General features: G+C 68.8%; 24 protein-coding genes. 15 read left to right on the plus strand and 9 right to left on the minus strand.

The genetic code is table 11. The features are described 5' to 3' along the window. The first annotated feature begins 136 nt into the window (after positions 1-136). A complete protein-coding gene (locus ACI7BZ_RS10070; protein ID WP_414117024.1) occupies positions 137-841 on the plus strand; it encodes a DUF1013 domain-containing protein in 705 nt (234 codons plus the stop codon). A 254-nt stretch (positions 842-1095) separates the two neighbouring features. Here ACI7BZ_RS10070 and ACI7BZ_RS10075 read toward each other — a convergent pair whose 3' ends face one another. After that, positions 1096-1926 carry a universal stress protein gene (locus ACI7BZ_RS10075; protein WP_414117025.1) on the minus strand — a complete coding sequence of 277 codons (831 nt, stop codon included), beginning with the start codon at positions 1924-1926 and terminating at the stop codon, positions 1096-1098. Positions 1927-2426: 500 nt separating this feature from the next. Here ACI7BZ_RS10075 and ACI7BZ_RS10080 point away from each other — a divergent pair, with 500 nt between their 5' ends. Then, positions 2427-3467: a glycosyltransferase family 2 protein gene (locus tag ACI7BZ_RS10080; protein WP_414117026.1), complete on the plus strand. Its 1041-nt coding sequence runs from the start codon at positions 2427-2429 to the stop codon at positions 3465-3467. Further along, positions 3464-4306 (plus strand): ChbG/HpnK family deacetylase, encoded by an 843-nt coding sequence (locus ACI7BZ_RS10085; RefSeq protein WP_414117027.1) that lies wholly within the window; start codon positions 3464-3466, stop codon positions 4304-4306. The genes ACI7BZ_RS10080 and ACI7BZ_RS10085 overlap by 4 nt, the downstream gene beginning before the upstream one ends. 69 nt (positions 4307-4375) lie before the next feature. Here ACI7BZ_RS10085 and ACI7BZ_RS10090 read toward each other — a convergent pair whose 3' ends face one another. The 7 genes from ACI7BZ_RS10090 to uvrC all read right to left on the minus strand — a co-directional run bounded on the left by ACI7BZ_RS10090 (position 4376) and on the right by uvrC (position 10426). Then, the gene (locus ACI7BZ_RS10090; RefSeq protein WP_414117028.1) at positions 4376-5020 is read right to left on the minus strand and encodes a CoA transferase subunit B; all 645 of its coding nucleotides are present in this window, start codon (positions 5018-5020) and stop codon (positions 4376-4378) included. Then, positions 5020-5733 carry a CoA transferase subunit A gene (locus tag ACI7BZ_RS10095; RefSeq protein ID WP_414117029.1) on the minus strand — a complete coding sequence of 238 codons (714 nt, stop codon included), beginning with the start codon at positions 5731-5733 and terminating at the stop codon, positions 5020-5022. The genes ACI7BZ_RS10090 and ACI7BZ_RS10095 overlap by 1 nt, the downstream gene beginning before the upstream one ends. A gap of 201 nt (positions 5734-5934) precedes the next feature. Next, positions 5935-6702 carry an SDR family NAD(P)-dependent oxidoreductase gene (locus ACI7BZ_RS10100; RefSeq protein ID WP_414117030.1) on the minus strand — a complete coding sequence of 256 codons (768 nt, stop codon included), beginning with the start codon at positions 6700-6702 and terminating at the stop codon, positions 5935-5937. A gap of 153 nt (positions 6703-6855) precedes the next feature. After that, positions 6856-7320, minus strand: coding sequence for a molybdenum cofactor biosynthesis protein MoaE (locus tag ACI7BZ_RS10105; protein ID WP_414117031.1), 465 nt, complete (start codon positions 7318-7320; stop codon positions 6856-6858). Between the two features lie 4 nt (positions 7321-7324). Next, the gene (moaD, locus tag ACI7BZ_RS10110) at positions 7325-7576 is read right to left on the minus strand and encodes a molybdopterin converting factor subunit 1 (protein WP_414117032.1); all 252 of its coding nucleotides are present in this window, start codon (positions 7574-7576) and stop codon (positions 7325-7327) included. Further along, positions 7573-8220 carry a CDP-diacylglycerol--glycerol-3-phosphate 3-phosphatidyltransferase gene (gene pgsA, locus ACI7BZ_RS10115; protein WP_414117033.1) on the minus strand — a complete coding sequence of 216 codons (648 nt, stop codon included), beginning with the start codon at positions 8218-8220 and terminating at the stop codon, positions 7573-7575. The genes moaD and pgsA overlap by 4 nt, the downstream gene beginning before the upstream one ends. 100 nt (positions 8221-8320) lie before the next feature. Continuing rightward, positions 8321-10426: an excinuclease ABC subunit UvrC gene (gene uvrC, locus ACI7BZ_RS10120; protein WP_414117034.1), complete on the minus strand. Its 2106-nt coding sequence runs from the start codon at positions 10424-10426 to the stop codon at positions 8321-8323. 273 nt (positions 10427-10699) lie between these two features. Between uvrC and ACI7BZ_RS10125 the strand changes: the two genes are divergently transcribed. From ACI7BZ_RS10125 to ACI7BZ_RS10135, 3 genes are all read left to right on the plus strand, one after another. Continuing rightward, positions 10700-11317: an outer membrane protein gene (locus tag ACI7BZ_RS10125; protein ID WP_414117035.1), complete on the plus strand. Its 618-nt coding sequence runs from the start codon at positions 10700-10702 to the stop codon at positions 11315-11317. 247 nt (positions 11318-11564) lie between these two features. Next, positions 11565-12260: an outer membrane protein gene (locus ACI7BZ_RS10130; protein WP_414117036.1), complete on the plus strand. Its 696-nt coding sequence runs from the start codon at positions 11565-11567 to the stop codon at positions 12258-12260. Between the two features lie 220 nt (positions 12261-12480). Continuing rightward, the gene (locus ACI7BZ_RS10135) at positions 12481-13119 is read left to right on the plus strand and encodes an outer membrane protein (protein WP_414117037.1); all 639 of its coding nucleotides are present in this window, start codon (positions 12481-12483) and stop codon (positions 13117-13119) included. On the opposite strand, the gene panD is transcribed toward ACI7BZ_RS10135, so the two are convergent. Further along, positions 13103-13552, minus strand: coding sequence for an aspartate 1-decarboxylase (panD, locus tag ACI7BZ_RS10140; RefSeq protein ID WP_414117039.1), 450 nt, complete (start codon positions 13550-13552; stop codon positions 13103-13105). The genes ACI7BZ_RS10135 and panD overlap by 17 nt on opposite strands. 338 nt (positions 13553-13890) lie before the next feature. Here panD and ACI7BZ_RS10145 point away from each other — a divergent pair, with 338 nt between their 5' ends. The 9 genes from ACI7BZ_RS10145 (at position 13891) to ACI7BZ_RS10185 (ending at position 26927) form a co-directional block, all read left to right on the plus strand. Next, positions 13891-14904 (plus strand): Gfo/Idh/MocA family oxidoreductase, encoded by a 1014-nt coding sequence (locus ACI7BZ_RS10145; protein ID WP_414117040.1) that lies wholly within the window; start codon positions 13891-13893, stop codon positions 14902-14904. A 325-nt stretch (positions 14905-15229) separates the two neighbouring features. Continuing rightward, positions 15230-16384, plus strand: coding sequence for a DegT/DnrJ/EryC1/StrS family aminotransferase (locus tag ACI7BZ_RS10150; protein WP_414117041.1), 1155 nt, complete (start codon positions 15230-15232; stop codon positions 16382-16384). Between the two features lie 224 nt (positions 16385-16608). Next, positions 16609-18159 carry a murein biosynthesis integral membrane protein MurJ gene (gene murJ / locus ACI7BZ_RS10155; protein WP_414117042.1) on the plus strand — a complete coding sequence of 517 codons (1551 nt, stop codon included), beginning with the start codon at positions 16609-16611 and terminating at the stop codon, positions 18157-18159. 169 nt (positions 18160-18328) lie between these two features. Further along, a complete protein-coding gene (locus ACI7BZ_RS10160; protein ID WP_414117043.1) occupies positions 18329-19537 on the plus strand; it encodes an efflux RND transporter periplasmic adaptor subunit in 1209 nt (402 codons plus the stop codon). Positions 19538-19547: 10 nt separating this feature from the next. Beyond that, entirely contained in the window at positions 19548-22727 is a 3180-nt protein-coding gene (locus ACI7BZ_RS10165) for an efflux RND transporter permease subunit (RefSeq protein WP_414117044.1), read from the plus strand. 516 nt (positions 22728-23243) lie between these two features. Beyond that, positions 23244-23867, plus strand: coding sequence for a TetR/AcrR family transcriptional regulator (locus ACI7BZ_RS10170; RefSeq protein ID WP_414117045.1), 624 nt, complete (start codon positions 23244-23246; stop codon positions 23865-23867). Next, the gene (locus ACI7BZ_RS10175; RefSeq protein ID WP_414117046.1) at positions 23864-24811 is read left to right on the plus strand and encodes an HlyD family secretion protein; all 948 of its coding nucleotides are present in this window, start codon (positions 23864-23866) and stop codon (positions 24809-24811) included. The genes ACI7BZ_RS10170 and ACI7BZ_RS10175 overlap by 4 nt, the downstream gene beginning before the upstream one ends. Further along, a complete protein-coding gene (locus ACI7BZ_RS10180) occupies positions 24808-25794 on the plus strand; it encodes an ABC transporter ATP-binding protein (RefSeq protein WP_414117047.1) in 987 nt (328 codons plus the stop codon). Before ACI7BZ_RS10175 ends, ACI7BZ_RS10180 begins: the two co-directional genes overlap by 4 nt. Continuing rightward, a complete protein-coding gene (locus tag ACI7BZ_RS10185; protein ID WP_414117048.1) occupies positions 25791-26927 on the plus strand; it encodes an ABC transporter permease in 1137 nt (378 codons plus the stop codon). The genes ACI7BZ_RS10180 and ACI7BZ_RS10185 overlap by 4 nt, the downstream gene beginning before the upstream one ends. Positions 26928-26991 lie beyond the last annotated feature (64 nt).

A 26991-nucleotide genomic window follows, 5' to 3' on the forward strand; every position in this document is an offset into this window, starting at 1 on the left:
CGCGCTTATGCTGGATCTTATCCCGGACATCGCGATTGGTTCCGCGGTCCGCCCCGATGGGAGGGGCGGCCTTGCGAACCCGCACATTCCCGACGCTCAACCGGCGTCCCAAACCAAAATGCCTCGTGAGGCCGCCATGTCGAACACGCCTTTGATGCCGAAAGCCACCGCCGTCTGGCTGGTGGACAACACGGCCCTCTCCTTCGAGCAGATCGGCGACTTCTGCAAGCTGCACCCCCTGGAAGTGAAGGGCATTGCCGACGGCGAGGTGGCGCAGGGAATCAAGGGGCTGGATCCCATCTCCACCGGCCAGCTGTCCCGCGACGAGATTTCGCTGGCCGAGCGCGACCCGAACCGCCGCCTGAAGCTGCAGGACCCCAAGGTGCGCCTGCCGGAGCAGAAGAAGCGCCGCGGCCCCCGCTACACCCCGGTCTCGCGCCGCCATGACCGGCCCAACGCCATCCTGTGGCTGCTGCGCAATCATCCCGAGCTGAAGGATGCGCAGATCATCCGCCTGGTGGGCACCACCAAGGCCACCATCCAGTCCATCAAGGACCGCACCCACTGGAATTCGCCCCAGCTTTCGCCCATGGACCCGGTGACGCTGGGCCTGTGCAGCCAGATCGACCTCGACCTTGAAGTGCAGCGCGCCGCCAAGGACCGGCCCGCCGGTGCCCCCCACGAGGATCGCGGCGCCACCTTGCTGCCGGCGGATGTCACCACCGGTGCCGAGGAGCACGAGGAGCCCGCGCGCAGCGGGCGCGAATCGCTCGACCTCGAAACTGTGTTCGCCAAGCTCGGCGGCGCCCGCAAGGGTGAAGAGGACGACGAGGAGGGGTGACGGCGGCGCCCGGAGCCCGGGCCCTGCGCGAAACCGGCGCCTGGCGGAAGCCTAGTGGATCAACCGAAACGGATGGTTCCCATCCGTTTCGAAAAGTTGATCCACCAGATCAAGGCGTTGTGGTTCGACCTGGTCGCGACGGATGGGTTCCATCTGTCGCGGTCGAACCACTGGCGGCCCCGCAAAACGAACCCGCGAAATGAAAAGACCCTCGCCCGGCCGGGCGAGGGTCTTTTCGTTTGGGGGCTGGACCCTCAGTGGGCCATCAGCACCGGCACGGTCATGGTGGCGAGGATTTCCCGTGTCACCCCGCCCAGTACCATTTCCCGCAGCCGGGAATGGCCATAGCCGCCCATCACCACCAGATCGGCGCCCTGGTCCGACACTTCGTTGAGGATGGCGGCGGCGATGGGCTCGCCCGAGCTCACCGGCAGCTTGCGCACGGTGGCGGCGAGGCCGTGGCGGGCGAGGTGGCGGGCCACTTCCGGGCCGGCCGTGTCCTCGTCTTCCATGTGGGTGACCACGCGGAAGATCTCCACCTGCTTGGTCCGGTGCAGGAGCGGCAGGGCCTCGGCCAGGGCCCGGGCCGCAGCGCGGCTGCCGTCCCACGCCACCACGGCGCGCTCGCCGGTGAAGGGCTTGGTCTGCACATAAGGCACGATGAGCACGGCGCGGCCGGAATCCATCAGCACCGTCTCGGCGATCACCTCCTCGGGGCCCGGCTGGTCCGGGTTGGGCTGGGCCACCACCGTGAGATCGAACAGGCGCGCCATTTCGGCGAAGCTGTTGGCGGCAACGCCGAGGGAGGCGGAGAAGCTGCGCACCTCGTGGGCCACGCCGGCCGCCGCCGCGCAGGCTGCGAAGCGCTCGGCCGCCTTCTGCGAGGCGGCCTGGTTTTCCAGCAACTGGGCGTCGATGAAATCGGTGGGCAGGGCGCCCATGTAGAATGGCGGAACGTCGATCTCGTAGGCCACCGCCAGACCCGTCAGGTGGGCGCCGAAGCTTGCGGCAAGGCTCGCTGCGAAATCGCAGGCGACATCCTTGTCGGTGCCTTGGGCGAGGTTGACCAAAATGTCGCGAATCATGTGCGAAGGCCCCCGTTCAGCCATTCGAGCGCATCAGTCCGGCCAGCCACCCCGCGGCGGCGCCACGAAGCTGGCCCTTTCCCGTGAACGATTTGAAGCGCGAAATGCCGGCCCCGGCGCAGGTGAACCTTCCCGGTGCCGCGGATCGCGCTCCAAAGCGTCGCAACCTTACCCTAAACTTGCCCAAAGTCTCGGGTCTTGATGTGCCGCAAACGCGCTGCCGCTGCGGGGCCAGGGTGGCCCGGCCGGAAATGCAGACGCGGCCGCCCTGGGGGAAGGCGGCCGCGCCATTGGCACGATCAAGTGGGGGGGATGATCGCGCTGCACAAAAAACGCAAGGACCGGGGCCGGGTTCCCCGCCGAGCGATTTTTTTTTCGCGCGGCGGGCGTCGCCGGGCGGAGGGGTTATTCACCGTGCGGATCGAAACAGTCCCTGTTTCCCTCGGCGCTCACCAAAGTCTAGACGATTTCGAACGGCACAGGGCCTCGGCGGCAGTATCATGACACCAGATCTCAGCATCGTCGTTCCGCTCTACAACGAGGCCGAGGGCCTCGGCAGCTTCCATGAGCGGCTGTGTGCGGCGGCCCGCGGCGAAGCGCGGGCGCGCTCCCTGCGCATCGAGCTCGTCTATGTGGATGACGGCAGCCGCGACGGCAGCGCCGCCCTTGCCGCCGGCCTGCCGGCCTTCGGGCTCGACGTGCAGGTGGTGGCGCTGTCGCGGAACTTCGGCAAGGAGGCGGCGCTGCTTGCCGGTCTCGACCATGCGCGCGGTGACGCCGTGCTATTCATGGACGGTGACGGCCAGCACCCGCCGGACATGATCCCCACCTTCATCCGCCTGTGGAAGGACGAGGGCTGGGATGTGGCCTATGCGGTGAAGGAGGATCGTTCCGACGAGGCGGCGAGCCGGCGCATGTTCGTGCGTGCCTTCTACCGGCTGTTGAATTTCGGCGCCGCCACCACCATTCCCGAGGATGCGGCGGATTTCCGCATCCTCTCGCCCCGCGCCGCCGCGGCCCTGCGGCGGATGCCGGAGCGCAACCGCTTCTTCAAGGGCCTTTCAAGCTGGATCGGCTTCCGGCAGGTGGCGGTGCCCTACCGCCCGGCGGCGCGCGTGCACGGGTCCACCTCCTTCAACTTCCTGCGGCTCCTCGGCCTGTCCATGGAGGCGCTCACCTCCTTCTCGCCGGCGCCCCTGCGGCTGGCGGCGCTGTTCGGCGCCTCGCTTGCAGGGCTGGCGCTGCTTTATGGCGGCTGGATCGTGGTGGAGCGCCTGCTGTGGGGCATCCCGCTGCCGGGCTACCCGTCCATGATCGTGGGCCTGATGGTGATCGGCGGCACGCAATTGCTGGTGATGGGGTTGATGGGCGAGTACATCGCCCGCATCCTCTCCGAGATCAAGGCGCGGCCGGTCTATTACGTGGCCGACCATGTGCTGAACCGCGCCGTCGCCGAAGCGGCGCACCCGGCCGGCGGCCACCCCATGGGCGGGCAGGTGGTGGCCTATCCGGCGACTCTGGCATCGAGGGCGGAACCGTGAAGTGCGTGGTGCTCTGCGCCGATGACTACGCCATCGCCCCGGGCGTGTCCGAGGCGATCCGCCAGCTCATTGCTGCCCGCCGCATCAACGCCACCTCGGTGATGACCGTGTTTCCCGGCCTGGAGGCGGAGGCCGAGGCCCTGGCCGCGGCGGCGGCGCAGACCGGGGCGAGCATCGGCCTGCATGTCACCCTCACCGGCACCTTCGCGCCGCTGACGGCCGGCATGGCCGGGCCCGCCGGCACCTTGCCCGCCCTGCCGCGGCTGGTTGTTTCCGCGCTGTCGCGCCGGCTGGACCGGGCGGCCGTGGCGGCCGAGGTGGAGGCCCAGTTCGCGGCTTTCGCCCGCGCCTTCGGCCGGCCACCGGACCATGTGGACGGCCACCAGCATGTCCATGTGCTGCCGGTGGTCCGGTCCGTGGTGCTGGATGCCACCCGGCGGCATGCGCCCGGGGCCTGGCTGCGGGACGTGAGCCCGGCGCCGGGCGCGCTGCGCGGGTTGGATGTGAAGGGCCGGCTCATCGGCGCCTTCGCCGCCGGCTTCGCCCGGGATGCGGCGGCGGCGGGGCTCGCCACCAATCGCGGCTTCGGTGGCGCCTACGATTTTTCCGCCGGCCATGATTTTGCGGGCCTGCTCGCGCATTTCCTCAAGGGCGTGCCGGAGGGCGGGCTGGTGATGGTCCATCCCGGCCGGGTGGATGATCCCCTGACCGCGCGCGATCCCCTCACCCACCAGCGCGAAGTGGAATATGAGGTGCTGCGCGGCCCGCAGCACCGCGACATCCTGGATGCGGCGGACGTGCGCCTGACCCTGCCGCAGGCCCTGCAACGGGCCGCCTGACCAAAGGAAAAGGGCTCCCCCGCCGCGCGGGAGAGCCCTGCTTTAACCTATTGCGGCCGGGATGGGGGCTCAGGCGAGCCCCACCTCGAACTTCGCCTCGGTCTTGGCCTTCACTTCGTCCAGGCTCACGCCCGGCGCCAGCTCCTTCAGCACCAGCGTGCCGCCGCGCTTGGTGAATTCGAACACCGCAAGGTCGGTGATGACGAAATCGGTCACGTGGGTGCCGGTGAGCGGCAAGGTGCAGCGGGTCACCAGCTTGGGCGCGCCGGACTTCTCCACATGCTCCATCAGCACGATCACTTCCTTGGCGCCGGCCACCAGGTCCATGGCGCCGCCCATGCCCTTCACCATCTTGCCGGGCACCATCCAGTTGGCGATGTCGCCATGCTCGGACACCTGCATGGAGCCGAGGATGGACAGGTCCATGTGCCCGCCGCGGATCATGGCAAACGAATCGGCGCTGGAGAAATAGGCGGTGTCCGGCACCTCCGTCACGGTCTGCTTGCCGGCATTGATGAGGTCGGGGTCCTCCTCGCCCTCATAGGGGAAGGGGCCGATGCCCAGCATGCCGTTCTCGCTCTGGAACGAGACGGTCATGCCCGGGGGCAGCGCGTTGGCCACCAGGGTGGGAATGCCGATGCCGAGGTTGACGTAGAAGCCGTCGCGGATCTGCTGGGCGGCGCGGGCCGCCATCTGGTCACGGGTCCAGGCCATCACTTCACCTCTTCGCGCTTGCGGGTGGTCACCTTCTCGATGCGCTTCTCGGCGCCCTGTTCCACCACGATGCGGTCCACATAGATGCCGGGGGTGTGGATGGTGTCGGGATCGAGCGCGCCGATCTCCACCAGTTCCTCCACCTCCACGACGGTGATCTTGCCGGCGGTGGCCATCATCGGATTGAAGTTGCGCGCCGTCTTGCGGTAGACGAGGTTGCCTTCCTTGTCCGCCTTCCAGGCCTTGATGATGGAGAGGTCGGCGACAAGGCCGGTCTCCAGCACATAATGCTGGCCGTTGAACTCGCGGGTGGGCTTGCCCTCGGCAATGATCGTGCCGTAGCCGGTCTTGGTGTAGAAGCCGGGAATGCCGGCGCCGCCGGCGCGGATGCGCTCGGCCAGGGTGCCCTGCGGGTTGAATTCCAGCTCCAGCTCGCCGGCGAGGTAGAGCTGCTCGAACAGCTTGTTCTCACCCACGTAGGACGAGATCATCTTCTTGATCTGGCCGTTGGCCAAAAGGATGCCGAGGCCGAAATCGTCCACGCCGCAATTGTTGGACACGACGGTGAGGTGCTTCGGGCCGAGGTCGCGAATGGCGGCGATGAGGTTCTCAGGGATTCCGCACAGGCCGAATCCGCCCGCCATGATCAGCATGTCGTCTGAGACGATGCCCTCCAGGGCACTTTTCGCGTCCGGATACACCTTGTGTCGCATCATGTCCTCCTCGGCGCTGGCGCCGCGATGAGCTTAGAGCGCCATCCGCTCAGAGGGAACTGCGATGCGGTTCCATTTGAGCGGTGGGGCGCCCCCTAACTGACTGAAGAGAGGCGGGTCAGCTGCCCTTCGTGAATCGCGTCCGCAATGCACCGGGGCAGGTCCGCCAGATAAAAGCGGTGTGGAACGACAACCGGCCGGTCACAGGGAGGAGACGAGGTGCCCGCCATCGGCCACCAGCGTCGTCCCGGTCACATAAGTGGAGGCGTCGGAACTGAGGAACAGGAGCGGGCCCTCCAGATCGGCCAGGGTGCCGAGCCGGCGGGTGGGAATGCGGCGGATGAGGGCCCGGCCCGCCTCGCTCTCGAAGAAATCGCGGTTGAGGTCGGTTTCCACATAGCCCGGGCACAGGGCGTTGGCGCGGATGGCGTGGCGCGCCCATTCCAGCGCCATGGACTTCGTGAGCTGCACCAGCGCCGCCTTGGAGGCCGCATAGGCCGCCACCTGTCCCGCCACCCGCAGGCCGAGGATGGAGGCCACATTGACGATGCTGCCACCCTGGCCGCCCTCGGCCATGGCGCTGGCCGCGGCCCGGCCCACGAGGAATGCGCCCTTCAGGTTGGTGTCGAGGATGCGGTCCCAGCTTTCCGCGGTCTCGTCCATCAGCGGGGTGGTGGCGGTGACGCCGGCGTTGTTCACAAGGATGTGGAGGCCACCGAAGGCCCTGCGTGTGTTCTCCACCGCCTGGCGCGCGGAGGCGTCGTCGGCCACGTCGAGGGCGAGGGCAATGGCCTGCCCGCCGCCGGCCCGGATGCGCGCGCACAGGGCCTCGCAGGCCTCCACCCGGCGGGCGGCGACGGCGACCCGGGCGCCGGACGCGGCGAGGCGCTCGGCGAAATAGGCGCCAAGGCCCCCAGACGCTCCCGTCACCAAGGCGGAGCGGCCTTCTAGGGACACGCGAAAATCCATGGGTCGTTTCTCTCACCAGCGGCTCGGCCAGCGTCCGGTTTTGGGTCCGGCTCTTATGAAGCGAGCGTACGTTTCATAGACGCGGGCGCGGTGAGCGCGCAAGAGGGGCGCTCGCGTGCGGCCGGCGCGGGCAGGGAGATGGACGGGCGCCGTTCAGGCCGGGTCCCAGCGCTCGGCCGCGATGTCGTCGGTGGCCTTGGCCTCCACCCAGTCGCCACCTCCGTCGCGCTCCTCCTTCTTCCAGAAGGGCGCGTTGGTCTTCAGCCAGTCCATGAGGAATTCGGCGGCGGCGAAGGCGGCGTCGCGATGGGACGCGGCGGTGGCCACGAACACGATGGGGTCGCCGGGAACGAGCCGCCCGTGGCGGTGCACCACGATGGCGCCGAGCAGCGGCCAGCGGCGCCGGGCCTCCTCCACATGGCGTTCGATCTCCTCTTCCGCCATGCCGGGATAATGCTCCAGCGTGAGGGCGCCCAGCGCCGCGCCGTCGCTGCCGGCATCGGCCCGGGCAAGGCCGGTGAAGGTGACGATGGCACCCACGTCGGTCCGGCCATCGGCAAGGCGGGCGCTTTCGGCCACGGCGTCGAACGGCTCCGTCTGGATGCGCACGGCGAACACGGGCTCAGCCTCCGGTCATGGGCGGGAAGAAGGCGATCTCCCGCGCCGCGCCGAGGTGCGCATCCGGCTTCACGTGGCGGCGGTCGAGGGCGGCGCGCACGATGGCGGGGTTCTCGAAGGCGTGGGCATGGGCCTCGTCCCGGCCGGCGAGCCAGCGGGCGAGATCGGCCACGGTCGTCACCTCAGGCGGCGGGGCCACGTCCTCCTCCGCCAGCCCCACCCGCTCGCGCAGCCATGCGAAATAAAGCACCTTCACTGGCCGTCCTCCACCAAGTGGCGCGCCCCGGCCCGGAAATAGTCATAGCCCGTATAAAGGGTGAGCACGGCGGACACCCACAGGAGGGTCAGCCCCACCAGGCTCACGCCCGGCAGCACCGCCTCGCCCGCCGGGCCGGCGATGAGCACGCCCACGGCGACGAGCTGCAGCGTGGTCTTCCATTTGGCGAGGCGCGAGACCGGCACCGAGACGCGCAGCTCGGCGAGGAACTCGCGCAGGCCGGACACCAGGATCTCCCGGCACAGGATGACGATGGCCGCCCACAGCGACCAGCCGCGGATGGTGCCGTCGGAGGCCATCATCAGGAGGCAGGTGGAGACCAGCAGCTTGTCGGCGATGGGGTCCAGCATCCGCCCGATGGCCGATTGCTGCGACCAGGCGCGGGCCAGATAGCCGTCGAAGAAATCGGTGACGGCCGCGGCGATGTAGATGGCGAGCGCCACCCAGCGCAGCCACATGCCACCCGCCAGGATGTCCGACCAGAACAGGCAGGCGGCCACCAGCGGCACCGCCACACAGCGCGCATAGGTGAGCAGGTTCGGCAGGGAGAAGGCATGCCCCCGCGCGCTCCGGGGCGGGGACGGGGCGGGGGAGGGGGGGGATCGGGTCGCAGCCTCGGCCATGCACGTCACTTCGCCGGTGCGGAACGGCGCCATGCCCTCCGCGGATGGGTCCTATTTAGGCCGCAGGGGCGGCGGGCGAAAGCCCGTCCGCGTCCCGGCATCAGCCGGGCGGCCGTTCATGGAAATAATCATACACGGCCTTCGCGGTCCCGGCATTGATGCCCGCCACCTGTTCGAGGTCGGAAAGCGAGGCCCGCTCGATGGCCTTCAGCGTGCCGAAATGGCGCAGCAGCGCGCGCTTTCTTGTGGGGCCGACGCCGGCAATGGCCTGGAGGCCGGCTTCCGTGATGTCCTTGCGGCGCCGCGCCCGGTGGGAGCCGATGGCGAAGCGGTGGGCCTCGTCGCGCAGGCGCTGGATGAAATAGAGTACGGGATCGCGCGGCTCCATGCGGAACGGGGTGCGGCCGGGCAGGAAGAACTGCTCGCGGCCGGCCTCGCGGTCGAGCCCCTTGGCGATGCCGACCAGGGGCACGCCGGTGATGCCCAGATCGTCCAGCACCTTGCGGGCGGCATTGAGCTGGCCGAGGCCGCCGTCGATGAGCACGAGATCGGGCCAGGGGGAATCGCCCGCCGCATCGGGGAGGGCCTCGTCCGGCTCCGCCTGCGCCGGGTCGGCGCCGTCCGCCAGCGGGGGCAGGGCGGGGGGGGGCGCACCTGCCGCGTCGTCCCGCGGCGCCTCCTTCAGCAGGCGGGCGAAGCGGCGGGTGAGAACCTCGCGCATCATGCCGAAATCATCGCCGGGCACGAGGTCGGCCGACTTGATGTTGAACTTGCGGTATTGGGATTTGCGGAAGCCTTCCGGCCCGGCCACGATCATGCCGCCCACCGCATTGGTGCCCATGATGTGGGAATTGTCGTAGACCTCGATGCGCCGCGGCGGCGCGCTCAGGCCGAAGGCGGCGGCGACCCCTTCCAGCAGCCGGGCCTGGGTGGCGCTTTCGGCCAGGGTGCGGGCCAGGGCCTCGCGGGCGTTCTGCAGGGCGTGCTCCACCAGGTCGCGCTTCTCGCCGCGCTGGGGCACGGCGATGTCGATGCGGTGCCCGGTCTTCTCGGACAGGGCCTCGGCGATGAGCGCCTGCTCCTCCACCTTGTGGGACAACAGCACCAGGCGGGGGCAGGGCTTGTCCTCGTAGAACTGGGACAGGAAGGGCCCCAGCACCTCGGCTTCCGAGAGCGCGCGGTCGGCGCGCGGATAATAGGCGCGGTTGCCCCAGTTCTGGCCGGTGCGGAAGAAGAACACCTCGATGCAGGTGGCGCCGCCCTGCTGGTGGCAGGCGAACACATCCGCCTCCTCCACCCCGCGCGGGTTGATGCCCTGGGAGCCCTGCACCGCGGACAGGGCCGCGAGGCGGTCGCGCAGCCGGGCCGCGCGCTCGAACTCCAGCGCCTCCGCCGCCCGCTCCATCTCGCCGGCCAGTTCCTCCTTGATGGCGCGGGAGCGGCCGGAGAGGAAGGCGCGGGCCTCGCGCACCAGCCCGGCATAGTCGGCGGTGGTCACCTCGCCGGTGCAGGGGCCGGCACAGCGCTTGATCTGGTAAAGGAGGCAGGGGCGCGAGCGGTTCTCGTAATAGCTGTCGGAGCACGAGCGCAGCAGGAAGGCGCGCTCCAGCGCGTTGATGGTGCGGTCCACCGCCCACACGCTGGCGAACGGGCCGTAATAATCGCCGGGCCGGTTGCGCGCGCCGCGGTGCTTGGTGATCTGCGGCGCCGCATGGTCGGCGGTGATGAGGATGTAGGGAAACGACTTGTCGTCGCGCAACAGCACGTTGAAACGCGGCTTCAGCTGCTTGATGAGGTTGGCCTCCAGCAGCAGCGCTTCCGGCTCGGTGCGGGTGGAGACGAATTCCATGCTCGCGGTGCCGGCGATCATGCGGGCGATGCGGTTGGTGTGGCCCACCGGCCGCGTGTAGCTCAGCACCCGCTTCTTGATGCTCTTGGCCTTGCCCACATAGAGCACGGCGCCATCGGCGGCGATCATGCGGTAGACCCCGGGGCCGGCGGGTGCGTGCCTGGCGGCGCGGACGATGGCATCCCGCCCGGTGGCAAGGCTCTCCAGCGCGGGCGGCGCGGCGTCCGGCTCGATCACCGGGAGAAGGTCGTCGTCCGCCTCCTCCGCCTGGGGGAGGGAGGGGTCGTCCTGCGGGGCGATATCCTCCTGCCGGGCAAGGGCGATCTCGGGCGGGTCGATGGGGCGTCTGCCGGTCATGGGCGCAACTTAATGCGCGCCGGCCCGATATCAATCGCGGCGGGGCCGTTAACCGCGCCTCAACCATCCCGCCAAGGCGCTGTGGCCGGGGCTGCGCGGCGCCGCCGCCACCGCGGGGATAGGCAAATAAAAACAATAAGTTGATGGATTCACAGAGCGTTAGGCATGTGCGCGACGGGTCCGGCCCTGGACAGAAATGGGCAAGGTTCCCCTGCGAGGGTGCGACACGAGCCGGGGCGCAGGGGTGCTGCCGGCCTTTGCGGAGGGAAATCCATGCGTTTCAGTCTGCTTGCTTCTGCCGCTGCGCTGGCGGGGCTCGGGCTCGCCGCCCCGGCCGTCGCAGCCGACATGTCCGGGCGCTACGGCGCGCCGGCGCCTTACGTGCAGCCGGTGGCCCCCTTCACCTGGACCGGCTTCTATGTGGGCGCCAATGCCGGCTACGGCTGGGGCTCCACCAGCTTCGACAGCCCCGGCGGCTTCATCGGCGGCCTGCAGGCCGGCTACAATTTCCAGTTCGGCAGCCCGTTCGTGCTCGGCATCGAGACCGATTTCGCCTTCACCGGCATGTCGGCCGGCTATTACGGCCTGGACTATCTCGGCACGGTGCGCGCGCGCCTCGGCTATTCGTTCGACCGCATCCTGGTCTACGGCACCGGCGGCTTCGCCTACGGGCAGGGCAGCGCCGACTTCTTCGGCCTGTCCTCCACCGCCAATCAGACCGGCTGGACCCTGGGTGCCGGAGCGGAAGTGGCCATCGACCGCAACTGGAGCATGCGTGCCGAGTATCTCTACGTAGACCTCGGCAGCACAACCTTTCCGACCCTTGTTGGTCCTGTTGCCACCGGGCTCGACGGAAATATTCTGCGAGCCGGCGTAAATTATCGTTTCTGAACGTGGAGGTGACGCAGCGTCATAAATTAAGGCGAAACATGGATGCGTTCTCAGCTTCGCCTTGTTTTACGCATGCTCGCGTCACAGCCGTAAAACAAGTTTACAAAACTGCCACATCTCTGCCCGGTTTGATTTTTTAGGTGTGGCGCGTTCGCTACAGACGTCTGCGGCGCTGGCCTGTAAGAAAGATGCATCCTCCGGGGAGGCGGTTCGCTCCGACCCGGATTTCACAACGAAGGTAATGATCATGTTGAAGCGTGCACTCCTTGGCGCAACCGCTCTCGCTCTTCTGGCCGGCTCGGCTTCTGCTGCCGATCTCGCCAACCGTTATCCTGTGAAGGCGGCCCCGATCCCGGTGCAGGTCTTCTCCTGGACCGGCTTCTACGTCGGCGGCAACGTGGGTTGGGGCTGGGTCAGCAACAGCTTCGACTACACCCCCTTCGCGCTGCCCACCTATTCCTACAATCTGGGCGACTCGAACGGCTTCTTCGGCGGCTTCCAGCTGGGCTACAACTACCAGTTCGCCAACAACGTGGTGCTCGGCGTCGAGGCCGACTTCGACTGGGCCGATCTCGGCACCAGCAACACCATCATCGGCGGCCCGGTGGGCGGCGCGCTGGTGTCTCAGAACGTGGACTATTTCGGCACCATCCGCGCCCGCGCCGGCTATGCCATGGACCGCTTCCTGCCCTACATCACCGGCGGCGCGGCCTGGGCCAAGACCAGCTATACCGACCCCTTCGCAGTGTCCTACGACAACACCAAGTGGGGCTGGACCGTGGGTGCGGGCCTGGAATACGCCATCACCAACAATTGGACGGTCAAGGCCGAGTATCTCTATCTCGGCTTCGACGACAGCAAGACCAATTATGTCAACGGCGACCAGCTCTCGGTCGGCACCGACATCCAGACCACCAAGATCGGCGTGAACTACAAGTTCTGATCCCGCGCCCTGTGCGTGAAGGGGCTCCCGGCCAGTGCCGGGAGCCCTTTTTCGTGCGCGCCCGCCGGTTGCCCCGCCCCGCGTTTGGGGCGCCGGGCGATGCACGCATTCGTGAAGCCGGACCGCGTGCCGCCATCTCTTCGCCGCCTGTGCGCCATGCGCACGCCGGGTCGGGCAGCCACAGTGCACCCGGGTGAAGGGGGTGTTTCGAGGTCTGGCCATGAAGCGGATTGTGGCGTGCGGAGCGGTTCTGGCGGCGATGGCGGCGACCCCCGTCCTGGCCGCGGACCTTGGTCGCGCCCCTGCGCCGGCCGTCAAGGCGCCGGCCGCGCCGGTCTTCTCCTGGACCGGCTTCTATATCGGCGGCAATGCCGGCTATGGCTGGGGTTCGGGCCAGGATGGGCTGGGCCAGACGGGCACCGGCGTCGATCCGTCCGGCTGGTTCGCCGGCGGACAGCTGGGCTACAACTACCAGTTCGCCAACAATGTGGTGGCGGGCATCGAGGCCGATCTTCAGGGCGGCGACATCACCGCCGGAACCGCCGGCCTCTCCAGCACCCTTGATGTTTTCGGCACGGTGCGCGGGCGCCTGGGCTATGCCGTCGGCCCGGTGCTGCCCTATGTCACCGGCGGCTTCGCCTGGGGCAATAATTCCATAGATTATCTCGGGCTTTCCCAGTCCAATACCCATACGGGCTGGACCGTGGGCGCGGGCATCGAATACGCGCTCACCAACCACTGGACCGTGAAGACCGAATATCTCTACACCGACCTCGGCGCCAAATCCTATGACAACATCGGCACCGATGCGGGCGTGAACGCCCATACGGCGAAGATCGGCGTCAATTACAAGTTCTGAGCGGAACGGGCTGCTCGGCCCCGCTCTCGTCATGCACGGCGAAGCGGTAGGCGCCGTCGGGTCCCCGCGTCACCTCATAGGTGAGGCGGCCGGTGATCCTGTTGTCCCGGTCGAAGGTGAGCACCCTGGGGCGCAGCCGGGTGATCTCGTCCTCCTGCACATAGATGGCGTTGCAGATGATCACCTGGTCCCCGGGCTGGCACGTGCGCGCCGCCGCCCCGTTGAGGATGCAGCAGCGCGAGCCGCGCTCGCCGAGAATCACATAGGTCTGGATGCGGGCGCCGGAATTGCGGTTCCAGATGTCCACGAATTCCAGGGGCAGGATGCCGGCCGCCTCGCAATGCTCGGGGTCGAGGGTGATGGACCCGTGGTAATTGAGGTCGGCCCCCGTCACGGTGATGCCGTGCAGCTTTCCGGCGACGATCCTGCGCATGGGTCAGCTTCCCTTCCGCGTTCAAAGTCCGCCGCTGATAAGGCTTTCGCTCCCCGGTGGGAAGGCCCGGCCCGCGCGGTTCAGCCGGGGTTGCGCCCGGCGGCTGCGGCGGCATGGCCGGCGGCACCGGTAACAACGGGATGCAATTGTTGAACGGGGCAAGCGGTGCCGGATTGACCCGGCGCCTCGCTTTTTCGGCTAATGTCGTGCTAGGAGCCCGCTTCGTTCACGTTAAGAAGAGGGCTCACATGGCTCATCCGGCAGCGTCCGCCGCGGAGCGCGCCCCAAATGGCCAGGCCGACGCCGGCAAGGCGAGCACCGCAACGGCGAGCAGCGCAATGGCGAGCACATTCACGGTAAACCAGGGTCAGTCGGACGGCCGGAAGGCGGCGACCCGCCCCGTCCGCATCGGTGTCACCGGCATCGGCATCATGGGCTCGAACCACGCCCGCGTCCTTTCCGCCCTTCCCGGCGCGGAACTGGTGGCGGTGGCGGACCCCGACCAGGCCCAGGCCCAGCGCGTGGCGAGCTTCCTCGGCTGCAAGGCGGTGGGCGACCATCGCGATCTGCTCGCCCTCGGCCTTGACGCCGTGGTGGTGGCGGCCCCCACCCATCTGCATCATCCCATCGCCCTCGACGTGATCGCCGCCGGCTGCTCGGTGCTGGTGGAAAAGCCCGTGGCCTCCACCGTGGAGGAGGGGCGCGAGATCGTCGCCGCCGCCCGGGCCAAGGGCGTGACCCTGATGGTGGGCCATGTGGAGCGCTTCAACCCGGCGGTGCGTGCGGTGAAGGAAGCGATCCGCGACGAGAACCTGCTTTCCATCGCCATCACCCGCGTGGGTCCCTTCCCGCCGCGCATGTCGAACGTGGGCGTGGTGATCGACCTCGCCGTGCACGACATCGACCTCATCCGCTGGTTCACCGGCTCGGACATTCTTGAGGTGCAGCCGCAGACCTCCGCGGCCATCGCCGAGCGCGAGGACATCGCGCTGCTGCAGTTCCGCACCGCCTCCGGCGTGCTCGCCCACATCAACACCAACTGGCTCACGCCCTTCAAGGCGCGCACCGTGCATGTGGCGACCTCCAAGAAATACGTCATCGGCGACCTTCTGACCCGCCAGGTGACGGAGCATTTCGACTATCGGCCGGACGGCTCCTATTCCACCCGGCACCTGCCGGTGGCCTATGCGGAGCCGCTGCGCGCGGAGCTTGAGGATTTCCTCGCCGCGGTGAGCACCGGCCGCAGCCCCGAGGTGACCGGCGAGGAGGGCGTGGAGAGCCTGGAGATCGCCATCTCCTGCCTGCCCGGCGCGCCGGCCGCCATGGCCACCAGGCGCCGCGTCGCCGGCTGAGTCCTTCCCCTGCGCCCCGCCGCATCGCCTGCGATGCGGCGGGGGCGGCCGTGCGCCAGATCAATGCTCTAGAGCGCGATCCGATCAAATTGGTTCAATTTGCTCGGTGAATCGCCCTCTCACTTAAGGGTGGAGAACGCGTTGTCCGACCAGCTTGCGTTGCAAACTGATCGGCGCGGGCTCTAGCGTTTTTCATCGGGTCTGAGTGAGGGTGAAACGCTCCAGGGTCCCACCTTGCGGCAGTCCCGCCGCATCCTGGGCCTTCGCCGCGGTCCGATCCGCCCGTTTCCTATCTGCCCGTACGGGCACCTGCCAGGGACCTGAGATGACCTCTCCCGCCACGGCCCAGACCGCCCCCATCCCTTTCATCGACCTTGCCGCCCAGCGCGCCCGCATCGGCCGTCGCATTGATGATGCGGTGCTGGCGGTGCTTGCCTCCTGCCGCTTCGTCAACGGGCCGGAAGTGGCCGCCTTCGAGGCGCAGCTGGCCGCCTTCGCCGGGGCGAAGCATGCCGTCTCCTGCTCCTCCGGCACCGATGCGCTGGCGCTGCTGCTGATGGCGTGGGGCGTGAAGGCGGGCGATGCGGTGTTCTGCCCCGCCTTCACCTTCTGCGCCACCGCCGAGGTGGTGCCGTGGGTGGGCGCGACCCCGGTGTTCGTGGATGTGAAGGAAGACACCTTCAACATGGACCCGGAAAGCCTGGAGCTGGCGATTGCGGTCGCCATCGAGCAGGGGCTGGAGCCGCGCGTGGTGATCCCGGTGGATCTGTTCGGCCAGCCGGCGGATTATGACGCGCTGCTGCCCATCGCCGAGAAATATGGGTTGAAGGTGCTGTGCGACACCGCCCAGGGCTTCGGCGGCACCTGGAACAACCGGCGCACCGGCTCCATCGGCGATGCCGCCGCCACCTCCTTCTTCCCGGCGAAGCCGCTGGGCTGCTATGGCGACGGTGGCGCCATCCTCACCGACGATGCGGAACTGGTGGCCGTGCTGAAGAGCCTGCGCGAGCACGGGCAGGGGGTGGACAAGTACCAGAATGTCCGCATCGGCATGACCGCGCGCCTCGACACCATCCAGGCGGCGGTGCTCATCGAGAAGCTGGCGGTGTTCGAGGCGGAGATTGCCGCGCGCGAGCGGGTGGCCCGGCGCTACAATGAACTACTGAAGGACGTGGCCACCGTGCCGGTGGTGGACCCGCGCGCCACCTCGGTGTGGGCGCAGTACACCCTGCGCCTCGCCCCCGGCGTGCGCGATGCCCTCGCCGAAAAGCTGAAGGCGGAGGGCATTCCCACCGCCGTCTATTACCGCCTGCCCATGCACCTGCAGCCGGCCTATCGGCACTATCCGTCCGCCGGCGCCATCCTGCCGGTGTGCGAGGCGCTGGCGGAGGAGGTCATCTCCCTGCCCATGCATGCCGACCTCGACGATGCGACGCAGGACCGCATCGTGGACGCCGTGAAGCGCGCCCTCGCGGCCTGAGCGGGGGCGGGGGCCCGGGGCGGGCGCGAGAGCCGCCCGGGCTTCATGTGCAGGACGGCGCGTGCTCTATCCTTAAGTGAGAGCGCGACAGATGGAACCCATCTGTCGCGGTCGAACCACAACTCCTTGATCTGGTGGATCAACTTTTCGAAACCGATGGGTACCATCCGTTTCGGTTGATCCACTAGGGTCCGCCGCAATCTTTCCGGGGGCCGGCGCAGTCCATGTTCCGCAACATCCTTTCCGTCGGTGGCCTCACCCTCCTGTCGCGCCTGGCAGGCTTCATCCGCGACGTGGTGATGGCGGCCGTGCTTGGCGCGGGGCCGGTGGCGGATGCCTTCCTGGTGGCCTTCCGCCTGCCGAACCATTTCCGCGCCATCTTCGCCGAGGGGGCCTTCAACGCGGCCTTCGTGCCCACCTATGCCCGGCTGCGGGAGCAGCAGGGCGTGGCCGGCGCGCGGGCCTTCGCCGACGAGATCCTCACCGCCATGATGCTGGTGCACGGCCTGCTGCTGGCGCTGGCGCTGGGCTTCACGCCGCAGTTCGTGGGGCTCCTGGCCCCCGGCCTTGCCGATGATCCGCAGCGCTTCGACCTGGCGGTGGCGCTGACGCGGATCACCTTCCCCTATCTGGCGCTGATTTCCGTGGTGACGCTGGTGTCCGGCGCCCTCAATGCCTCGGACCGCTTCGCCATGGCGGCGGCATCGCCCATCCTGCTCAATATCTGCATGGTGGGGATGCTCTCCTGCGCGGCCCTGTTTCCCACCGCCGGCCATGCGGCCGCCTGGGGGGTGCTGGTATCCGGCGTGGCCCAGCTGTTCGCGGTGGGGGTGGATGCGGAGCGCCACGGCATCGGGCTCCGGTTCAGCCGGCCGAAGCTCGATCCCGGCACCCGCCAGTTCCTGAAGGCCCTCGGCCCGGCGGTGATCGGCTCCGCCGGCGTGCAGATCGCCCTGTTCGCAGACACCATCATCGCCACCTTCCTGCCCACCGGCGCCCTTTCCGCCCTTTATTATGCGGACCGCATCAACCAGCTGCCCATCGGCGTGGTGGGCATCGCCGTGGGCACCGTGCTGCTGCCGGAGATGGCCCGCCGCCTCGCGGCCAAGGACGATGCGGGGGCGGCCCACGCCCAGGCCCGCGCGGTGGAACTGGCAAGCCTGCTGGCCATCCCCTTCGTCGCCGCCGCGCTGGTGGTGCCGGACCTGACCATGCGGGCCCTGTTCGCCCGCGGGGCGTTCACCGCCGCCGATGCTGCGGATGCCGCGGCGACGCTGCGGGCCTACGGGGTCGGGCTGCTGGCCTTTGTGGTGGTGCGGGCCTTCATTGCGCCGTTCCATGCGCGCGGCGACACCCGCACGCCCATGATCGCCTCGCTCAGCGCGGTGGGGCTGAACGTGGCGCTCAAGTTCGCGCTCATGGGGTCGCTGGCCCAGGTGGGGCTGGCGCTGGCCACCGCCGTGGGCGGCTGGATCAATGTGTCCCTTCTGCTGCTGTTCGCTCGGCGCCGGGGCTATCCCATCGGCGATCCGGTGCTCGGCGGGCACCTGGCGCGGCTGTGCGTGGTGCTGCTTCTGGTGGCTGCCAGCCTGTACGGCGCGCAGGCGGCGGCCCAGGGCGTGCTGCCGGCGGACATGCCAGCTCGCGAGGAAGTGATGCTCGCCCTCGTGGTGGTCGCGGGCGCCGCGGTTTACGCCGGAAGCGTCGTCGTGCTGCTCGGCCGGCGCTTCCTTGCCGGGGTCATGGGACGCACGGCACCACCGCGGCCGGTTTGACACACTGTCGCGGCAAAGCTGCTTTTTCGCGGCTCAACCGTTTTGCATGGCAGCGGGCTGTGCTATCCGGTCCGCCGATTTCCGGTTTCGGCTCATCGGTTGCGGGAGGTGCCGAACCTTCGCCTCGTTCATTCGCGGACCCACAGGGTCCGTGCAGGAGCCGGATCCGATGACGCCTGCCCCGCGCCTTTGCCTCCTCCTTGCCGTGCTCCTCCTGCCGCTCGCCGGTTGCGGCCAGCCGACCGCCCAGGGCCAGGCCGCGCCGCCGCCGCCGCAGGTCACGGTGGCGGTGCCCACCACCCGCACCGTCACCGACCGCGACGAATATGTGGGCCGCTTCGTCGCCGTGGACGTGGTGAACGTGAGCACCCGCGTTTCCGGCTTCCTGGACAAGATCCACTTCACCGACGGGCAGATGGTGAAGGAGGGCGACCTGCTCTTCACCATCGACCAGCGCCCGTTCAAGATCGCCGTGGATCAGGCCCAGGCCAACCTCACCCAGGCCCGGGCCAATCTCGACTTCACCAAGGCGGACCTGGAGCGCGCGCGCACCCTGCTGGAGGACCGCACCTCCAACGCCATCTCCAAGCAGACGTTTGACCAGCGCACCCAGGCCGAGCGCACGGCGGCGGCCATCGTGCTGTCGCAGGAAGCGCAGGTGCGCTCCGCCCAGCTCGACCTCGGCTTCACCGAGGTGAAGGCGCCGGTGACCGGTCAGATCGGCGACCGGCGGGTGTCGGTGGGCAATTATGTCACCGGTGGCGTCTCCGGCACGCCCACCTTGCTTGCGGTGATCGTCTCCACCGATCCCATCCGCTTCGAGTTCACCATCGACGAGGCCTCGCTGCTGCGCATGACGCGGCGCAAGGCGGGGGCCGACATCAAGGGCGATCCGGTCACCCTCAAGCTCATCGACGACAAGGATTTCGTGCACGAGGGCAAGCTCGACTTCCTGAACAACGTCATCGACCGGGAAACCGGCACCATCCGCGGCCGCGCCGTGTTCGACAACAAGAACGGCCTGTTCCGTCCGGGCATGTTCGCCCGCATCCGCCTGCTGGCGTCCGATCCCTACCAGGCGCTGGTGGTGCCGGATGCGGCCATCGGCACCGAGCAGGTGAAGAAGTTCGTCTATGTGGTGGGCCCCGACAACAAGGTGATGCAGCGCTTCGTCACCCTCGGCCCGCTGGTGGGCGACCAGCGGGTGATCCGCGACGGGCTGACGGCGGACGACAAGGTGGTGGTGAACGGCCTGATGCGGGTGCGCCCCGGCGTGACCGTGAATCCGCAGATGGCGGCCGCGCCCGCCGCGCCGGCCCAGGGGAGCGCATCGGCGGGCGCATCGGGGGCCGCCGCCTCGTCCGCCCCGGCGAAGTGAGGGCGGCGCCATGCGATTCTCCCACTTCTTCATCGACCGCCCCATCTTCGCCTCGGTGGTTTCGGCGGTGGTCGTCATCCTTGGCGCGGTGTCCTACCTGCGCCTGCCCGTGGCCCAGTATCCCGAGATCGCGCCGCCGGTCATCACCGTGACCGGCCAGTATCCCGGCGCATCGGCGGAGATCGTCGCCGAGACCGTGGTCGCGCCCATCGAGCAGCAGATCAATGGCGTGGAGCGCATGCTCTATCTGTCGTCGAACTCGACGGCGGACGGGCGCTTCTCCATCTCCGTCACGTTCGACATCGGCACCAACCTCGATATCGCCCAGGTGCAGGTGCAGAACCGCGTCGCCATCGCCCAGCCGCGCCTGCCCAGCGAGGTGCAGCAGGTGGGCGTGGTCACCGCCAAGTCCTCGCCCGACCTCATGATGGTGGTGTCGCTCTATTCCCCGGACGGCTCGCGGGACCCGCTCTTCATCTCGAATTTCGCCAATATCGAGATCCGGGACGTGCTCTCGCGCATCGACGGCGTGGGCTCCATCACCGTCTTCGGCTCGCGCGAATATGCGATGCAGGTCTGGCTTGATCCCGACCGCCTCTCCCAGCTCAACCTCACCACCAGCGACGTGGTGGCCGGTCTGCGGGCGCAGAACGTGCAGGTGGCGTCCGGCGTGCTGAACCAGCCGCCGGTGCCCAACCAGCGCGCCTTCCAGATCGCCGTGCGCACCCTCGGGCGCCTTGCGGACCCGCAGGCTTTCGCGGACATCGTGATCAAGCAGACCGACCAGGCGCTGGTGCGGCTGAAGGACGTGGGCCGGGTGGAAATCTCCGCCCAGGACTATGCCTCCACCTCGTTCCTGGACAAGGACATCTCCATTCAGCTGGGCGTGTTCCAGCGTCCGGGCTCGAATGCGCTCGCCACCGGCAATGCGGTGGTTGCCGAGATGAAGCGCATCGGCAACACCTTCCCGGAAGGGCTGAAGTACGCCATCTACTACAACCCCACCGAGTTCATCCAGCAGTCGGTGGATGCAGTGGTGCACACCATCGGCGAGGCCATCGTCCTGGTGGTGCTGGTGGTGATCCTGTTCCTGCAGACCTGGCGGGCGGCGATCATCCCCATCCTCGCCATCCCGATCTCGCTCATCGGCACCTTCTTCGTGATGACGCTGTTCGGCTTCTCGCTGAACAACCTGTCTTTGTTCGGCCTGGTGCTGGCCATCGGCATCGTGGTGGACGACGCCATCGTCGTGGTGGAGAACGTGGAGCGCAACATCGAGGCGGGCCTGTCCCCGCGCGATGCCGCCTACAAGACCATGGACGAGGTGGGCGGGGCGCTGGTGGCCATCTCGCTGGTGCTGTCCTCGGTGTTCGTGCCCACGGCCTTCATCACCGGCCTGTCGGGCGAGTTCTACCGCCAGTTCGCCCTCACCATCGCCGGCTCGACGCTGATCTCGCTGCTGGTGTCGCTGACGCTCTCGCCCGCCATGTGCGCGCTGCTGCTGAAGCCGCACCGGGCGGCCCATGAAAAGCCGGCCTGGTACGCCCGGCCGGTGGTGGGCTTCTTCGGCCTGTTCAACCGTGCCTTCGAGGGGCTGGGCAACGGCTATGCCTATCTGACGGCGCGGCTGGTGCGCGTGGTGGCGCTGGTGCTGATCGTCTATGTCGGCATCGTCGCCTTCGGCGGCTACCTGTTCACGGTGACGCCCCAGGGCTTCATTCCGCAGCAGGACCGCGGCTATCTCATCATCGCCGCCCAGCTTCCGCCGGGCGCCTCCATGCAGCGCACGGAAGCGGTGATGAAGCGCGCCGGCGATCTGGTGCTGGGCACGCCGGGGGTGGGGCACATCGTCAATATCGCCGGCTTCTCCGGCGCCACCTTCACCAACGCCCCCAATGCGGGCGCCATGTTCGTGATCCTCGAGCCGTTCGCCAACCGCATCGGCCACCCGGAGCAGACGGCGGCCGCCATCCAGGGGGTGCTGTTCGGCAAGATGGCGTCCATCCAGGAAGCGCAGATGATCGTGGTGCAGCCGCCGCCGGTGCAGGGCATCGGCAATGCGGGCGGCTTCCGCATGATGATCGAGGACCGCTCGGGCTCCGGCCTGCTGGCCCTGCGCAACGCCACTTATGCCATGATGGGCGCGGCGGCCCAGACGCCGGGGCTGATGCAGGTGTACTCCCTGTTCGAGACCTCGACGCCGCAGCTCTATCTCGATATCGACCGGCAGAAGGCACAGCTTTTGCGGGTGAACATCGCCGACGTATTCTCGGCGCTGCAGACCTATATCGGCTCGTCCTATGTCAACGACTTCAACATGTTCGGCCGCACCTTCCGGGTCCAGGCCCAGGCCGATGCGCCGTTCCGGCTCGATCCGAAGGACGTGCTGAGCATCCGCGTGCGTGCGGCGTCGGGGGAGACGGTGCCCCTCGGCTCCTTCACCACGGTGCAGGACGTCTCCGGCCCCTACCGGGTGCCGCGCTACAACCTCTATCCCACCGCCGAACTCGACGGCTCGCCGGCACCCGGCTACTCGCAGGGCCAGGCCATCCAGATCATGCAGGAGCTGGCGGCCAAGGTGCTGCCGCAGGGCTTCTCCTATGAATGGACCGCGCTCGCCTTCCAGCAGCAGCGGGCCGGCAACACCGCCATCTTCGCCTTCGCGCTGGGGGTGGTGTTCGTGTTCCTCGTGCTGGCGGCCCAGTATGAGAGCCTGACCCTGCCGCTGGCGGTCATCCTCATCGTGCCCATGTGCCTGGTGGCGGCGCTGGTCGGGGTGATCCTGAGGGGGCAGGACAACAACATCCTGACCCAAGTGGGCTTCATCGTGCTCATCGGCCTTGCGGCCAAGAACGCGATCCTCATCGTGGAGTTCGCCAAGCAGCTGGAAGACCAGGGCCACGGCCGGCGGGAGGCGGCGGTGGAGGCGGCGCGGCTGCGCCTGCGGCCCATCATCATGACCTCGCTGGCCTTCATCCTCGGCGTGGTGCCGCTGGTGTGGGCGGTGGGCGCCGGCGCCGAGCTGCGGCAGGCGCTGGGCACGGCGGTGTTTGCCGGCATGATCGGCGTCACCCTGTTCGGCCTCATCTTCACGCCCGTCTTCTATGTGTTCTGCCGCTGGCTCGCGGGCCTCGGCGCCAGCCGGACGCCGGCGGCCGCGCCGCCGCCCCAGTCCACTCCGGCGGAATAGGCGGCCGCCAGCCTCCCGCGCGGCCGGAATGCGGAGCCCTCCGCCTCCGGCCGCCCTGCGGCGGGGATGACCGGCGCCCGGCGGGCACGTGCCGCCCCGGCCGTTTTTGCCCTTTCGGCCGCTGCGACCCGGCCCTTGCGGTACCCGATCCGGTTTTGCCGCCCCCGGCTCCCTTGCCCTCGACCGGGGCGCGACGCCCCCTTCCCGTCGCCCCCTTCCCGCAGATCCCCGCCCGCGTGGCCCGCCCCGGACAACAGCCTGCCCCTGCGCGCCCGCAAGGCCTGCCGACAGGCTCCCCGCGCGCCCGATGCGACATGCCGGCCGTTGGCGCAATGGCCCGGTCGTGATAATGACTGACCCGTCAGTCAGTCTATAGGCCGAGCCGTCATCGTGAACCAAACCGCCAGACGCGCCCCGGGACCTTCCGCCCCTGCCCCGCAGGCTGTGCCGGCTTCCCAGGCCGGTGCTCCGCAGGGTGTCGCCCAGCGTGCGGCGCCGCCCGTACCGGCAGAGGCCGTGCGCCGCAAGCGCGCGGCGCCCAAGGACCGGGCACAGCGCCGGCGCGAGATCCTCGATGCCGCGCTCCACGTCTTCGCCCGGGATGGCTTCGCCGGCGCTCGCCTTGAAGACGTGGCCCGCCGCGCCGGCATCGCCAAGGGCACGCTCTATCTCCACTTCGCCGACAAGGACGCCTTGTTCCGTGCCCTGGTGGAGGAGAACATCACCCCCGTCCTTGCGGATGCGGACGAACTGGTCGGCCTGTTCGGGGGCACCACGCGCGAGCTTCTGGACCTTCTCCTGGAACTGCTGGCCGCCCGCATCCTCACCGCGCCGGCGCAGGCCCTGGTGCGGCTGATGATTGCCGAGGGGCCGCGCTTTCCCGATCTCGCCGCCTTCTATCACCGCACCGTGGTGTCGCGCGGGCTGGCTCTGGTCCGCCAGGTCATCCGCCGCGGCCTGGAGCGGGGAGAGATCGACAATGACGTGGCCGAGCGCTTTCCCCAGCTGGTGATCGCCCCGGCCATCGTCGCCGTCATCTGGAATGGCATGTTCTGCGCCATTGATCCGCTGGATGCCCGCCAGCTGCTCGCCGGCCACCGCGACCTCCTGTTGCGGGGCCTGGGATGGAGGAACACGTGACACGCGCGGCCGCACTGCTGCTTGCCCTGTTGCTTTCCGGCTGCGCGGCGCCCCCCGGTGACAGCTTCTCCGGCTATGTGGAGGGCGAATTGCTCTTTCTCGGCCCCACCGAGCCCGGCCGGGTGAGCGCATTGCTGGTGGATGAGGGAACCCCCGTGCAGCCGGGCCAGATCGTCGCCCGGGTGGAGGACGACCTGCAGCGCGCCGACCGCGCCGCCGCCGCCGCCCAATTGAAGGAGGCGCAGGCGCGCCTTGCCGATGCCCGCGCGCCGCTGCAGCGGCCGGAGGAACTTGCGGTGCTGGAAGCCTCCGAGCGCCGCGCCGTGACCGCCCGCGACCTCGCGCGCATCGAGCTTGACCGGCAGAAGACGCTGGTGCCGAAGGGGGCCTCCTCCCAGGCCAATCTGGACAGCGCCCAGCAGCGGTTCGACGAGAACGAGGCCGCCCTCGACGAGGCGCGCCGGCGCATCGGCGCCGCCCGCATCGCCGCCCGCAGCCACACGATCGAGGCGGCGGAGGAGGCGGTTGCCGCCGCGAAGGCCAATCTTGACGCCGCGCAGGTGCGCCTGGAGCGCCGCGCGGTGAGGGCCTCGGCCCAGGGCGCGGTGCAGACGGTGTATTTCCGCCCCGGCGAGGTGGTGCCGGAGGGTCGGCCGGTGGTGTCCATCCTGCCGCCCGGGCAGGTGAAGGTGCGCTTCTTCGTGCCCGAGGCCCGGCTGCCGGCGGTGACCCTCGGCGCGCCGGTGACGGTGACCTGCGACGGCTGCCCGCCCCTCACCGCCAAGGTGAGCTTCATTGCCGCTCAGGCCGAATATACCCCGCCCGTCATCTACAGCCGGGAGGAGCGCTCCAAGCTCGTCTATCTGGTGGAGGCGCGGCCGGACGATGCGGCGAAGGTGCGGCCGGGCCAGCCGGTGAATGTCGCGCTCGGGGCCGCGCCGTGACCGCGCCGCCGCTGGAGGAGGGCAGGCGGGCGGACGGGCCGGCCGTGGCCATCGAGGTGGAGGGCCTTTCCAAGAGCTTCGGCGGCCGGCGGGTGGTGGACAACCTGTCCATGCGCGTCATGCGCGGGCAGATCTACGGCTTCCTCGGTCCCAACGGCTCGGGAAAGACCACCACCATCCGCATGCTGTGCGGCCTGCTGACGCCCGATGCGGGGCGCGGCACCTGCCTTGGGCTGGACATCCTCACCCAGGCCCGGCGCATCCGCGCCCATGTGGGCTATATGACCCAGCGCTTTTCCCTCTACCAGGACCTTTCGGTGCGCGAGAACCTGGAGTTCGTCGCCCGCCTCTACGGGGTGCCGCAGCCGGAGCGGGCGGCCACGCAGGCGCTGCAGCGGCTGGGGCTGGAGGGGCGCGGCAGGCAACTGGCCGGCGAGCTTTCCGGCGGCTGGAAACAGCGGCTCGCCCTCGGCGCCTGCATCCTGCCCGGCCCCGACCTGCTGCTGCTGGACGAGCCCACGGCCGGCGTGGACCCCCAGGCCCGCCGCGAGTTCTGGGGCGAGATCCACGACCTCGCCGCCGAGGGGCTCACGGTGCTGGTGTCCACCCACTACATGGACGAGGCGGAGCGCTGCCACGAGATCGCCTACATCGCCTACGGCAAGCTCCTGGCCCAGGGCACGGTGGCGAACGTGATCGCCGCGGCGGGCCTCTCCACCGTGACGGTGGATGTGAAAGGCGTGGGCCACGAGGCGGGGCTGCTGGTGGCCCGGCTGGCGCGGGAGCTTTCCGGGCGGCCCGGCATCGACATGGTGGCGCCCTTCGGCACCTCCCTGCACGTCTCGGGGCGCGATCCGGCCGCGCTGGCGGCCGCCCTCGACCCCATCCGCGCCGATGGGCGCCTTGCCCTGCGCACCGATGCGCCCACGCTGGAGGATGTGTTCATCGACCTCATGCGCCGCTCCAAGGATGAGATGCGATGAGCGCGGCGACGGCCGTGGCCGGCTTCGCACGGCGCATCGGCGCCATGATCGTGAAGGAGTTCATCCAGCTGCGCCGCGACCGGGTGACGTTCGCCACCATGATCATGATCCCGCTGCTGCAGCTCATCTTGTTCGGCTACGCCATCAACACCACGCCGCGGCACCTGCCCACCGCCGTGTTCACCCACGAGAACAACGACGTGAGCCGCGCCATCCTGGCCGCGCTGCGCAATACCGCCTTCTTCTCCTTCGTGCGCGAGGCGGAGAGCGTGGAGGCGGCGGAGCACATGATCCGCGCCGGTGAGGTGCTGTTCTTCGTGGAGATTCCCGCCGGCTTCGAGCGCGCGCTCCGGCGGGGCGAGCGGCCGCAGCTTCTGGTGGCGGCGGACGCCACCGACCCGGTGGGCTCGGCCAATGCCCTCGGCGCCCTTGCCGGCGTGGTGAATTCCGCCTTGTCCCGCGTGCGCTTCGTGGACGAGGCCGGCGCCGGCGCGTTCGAGATCGTCCAGCACCGGCGGTACAATCCGGCGGGCACGAGCCAGCTCAACATCGTGCCCGGCCTCCTCGGCACCATCCTGACCATGACCATGCTGATCTTCACCGCCCTTTCGGTGACGCGGGAGATCGAGCGCGGCACCATGGAGAGCCTGCTCGCCATGCCCATCCACCCGGTGGAGATCATGCTGGGCAAGATCACGCCCTATGTGCTGGTGGGCATCCTGCAGGCGGTGCTGATTCTCGGCGCCGGCATGCTTTTGTTCGGCGTGCCGCTGGAAGGCTCGGCCGTGCTGCTGGCGGTGGCCACGCTGCTGTTCATCACCGTCAACCTGTCCATCGGCTACACCTTCTCCACCCTGGCGCAGAACCAGTTGCAGGCGGTGCAGATGTCGTTCATGTTCTTCCTGCCCTCCATCCTTCTGTCCGGCTTCATGTTTCCGTTTTCGGGCATGCCCCTGTGGGCGCAATGGCTGGGCGAGGGGCTGCCGCTCACCCATTATCTGCGCATGGTGCGCGGCATCCTGCTGAAGGGGTCGGGCTTCTCCGACCTCACCGTGGATGCGGCGGCGCTGGTGGGCCTCATGTTCGTCGCTATGGGCGTCGCGGTGGCAAGATTCCGGCAAACTCTGGATTAATTTGCGTGCGGCATGTGGCCGCGAAAATGCGCGCGGTGCCCGCATTTCGGACTGTGGAAAAGAG

This window comes from Xanthobacter sp. AM11, assembly GCF_047444035.1.
In the GTDB taxonomy this organism is placed as follows: Bacteria; Pseudomonadota; Alphaproteobacteria; order Rhizobiales; family Xanthobacteraceae; genus Xanthobacter.